We start from the raw sequence: 1466 nt of genomic DNA, 5'->3' as shown, positions 1-1466 counted from the left end.
TAGCCCATCCATCAGCGTTAGCACAAAAGTATTGTGCTCTGCGGGTGACTCCGTCATACCTTCGCTGCACTCGGTTAGCAAGCCATCGACAAGCTGCTGGGCATCGAGAAGGCCGAAACTGTCCACATTTTCCACAAGCTTTTGACTGACTGTGAATAACCGGCGATCAAACCCAATGGCCACAATTGATCCCTGATCATACCCTTTGGAAGTAATTTCACCGCAGGAGGTGCAGCCTGACATGGGAATTCCAGCGAAGTTATCCCGCATGGCTGCAGCCAGACGATCAAGATCATATTCCACTGAGCAAAAGAACAGTACGAAACCCAAGTTCGGGTTTTTCAGCTTTGCAGCCAGCTCGGCAGCTGCAACCTCTTCATTGGCGGCATTACTGAACGTTGTTAGCACAGCGTTTAGAGGGGCGGCAGTCATCAGACTCTCCCGTTTTTTATTGTCGCGCTATTTCCTGGCGCCTTTGCTGGCTAATTCTGCGGAATATTGTTGTCCCAGTGAAGGAAACAGTCGTTGGGCTTTTGTTACTCGATTTATCATAACAAACCGAATCATTGAGCATGCCTATTGTTCCGCCATACGACCTGGATGTTTCAAATAGGCTCCAAAATCGATATCACTTGCTGACAGAATCGCCTGTACTCGATTTGTGGCTCCCAGCTTTCTCAAAATGGCTGATACATGAGCTTTCACCGTACTTTCAGCAATGCTCAACTCGTAGGCAATCATTTTGTTGGATTCGCCCCGGGTCATTCTTTCAAACACCTGAAGTTGTTTACGTGTCAGACTTTCCAATAGCTCGGGTAACAACCCTGGCTCCTGATGACGCGCCTGCACAGAACCACCGCCTGATCGAATAATATCTGAGGGAAGATATATCGACCCGGAAAGAATTTGCTCAAGTGCACTAATCATCTGTTTACGGGGTGTCGATTTGGTAATAAACCCTACAGCTCCGTAAGTCACTGTTTGCAATATAACTTTTTTATCTTCTTCGGCAGAAACGATCACCGCAGGCACACCGGGAAACTGGTTTCGCAGTTGCACCAGCCCACTCAAGCCCTGCATACCTGGCATATTCAGGTCCAACAGGACCAAATCGATATCATCGTTCTGATCGATGATCTCTATAGCACCATCAAGCCCCGAGGCTTCCAGCAAAGTGCTTCCAGGAAAGCCATCATCAATTACACGAGCAATAGCCTCGCGGAAAAGAGGGTGATCATCTGCGATTAGGATTTGGTACATGGACGGCACTCTCCTATCACCCTGAAGTACTGGGTTATTGTACTTATCGTCAGAGACTCCATGTTTAGCTGGCTCAAACAATGACCAAGCCAGTCTAAACAGCCTGTATCGTCCACTACTCTATGGTCTTAAGACTGAAGGCGCTATTGTTCTAAAGTAGTATTTTCCTGAATAGGAAATAACGCCCCGCTGGACAGCAGGGCAAA

General features: G+C 47.7%; 2 protein-coding genes. Both read right to left on the bottom strand.

Annotated features, from left to right (window positions below; translation table 11 throughout):
- Positions 1–432 (bottom strand): FIST N-terminal domain-containing protein (locus A3730_RS24375; protein WP_304439533.1); only part of this gene is annotated, 432 nt, incomplete at its 3' end.
- 144 nt (positions 433–576) lie between these two features.
- Positions 577–1260 carry a response regulator transcription factor gene (locus A3730_RS24370; RefSeq protein ID WP_063520204.1) on the bottom strand — a complete coding sequence of 228 codons (684 nt, stop codon included), beginning with the start codon at positions 1258–1260 and terminating at the stop codon, positions 577–579.
- Positions 1261–1466 lie beyond the last annotated feature (206 nt).

It is taken from the genome of Alcanivorax sp. HI0044 (assembly GCF_001634945.1).
This window is presented reverse-complemented; position numbering and strand designations above follow the sequence as displayed.

Bases quoted from the DNA above. Each gene is read 5' to 3' on its own strand.
- A3730_RS24370 (WP_063520204.1), bottom strand. From the start codon at position 1,260: ATGTACCAAATCCTAATCGCAGATGATCACCCTCTTTTCCGCGAGGCT.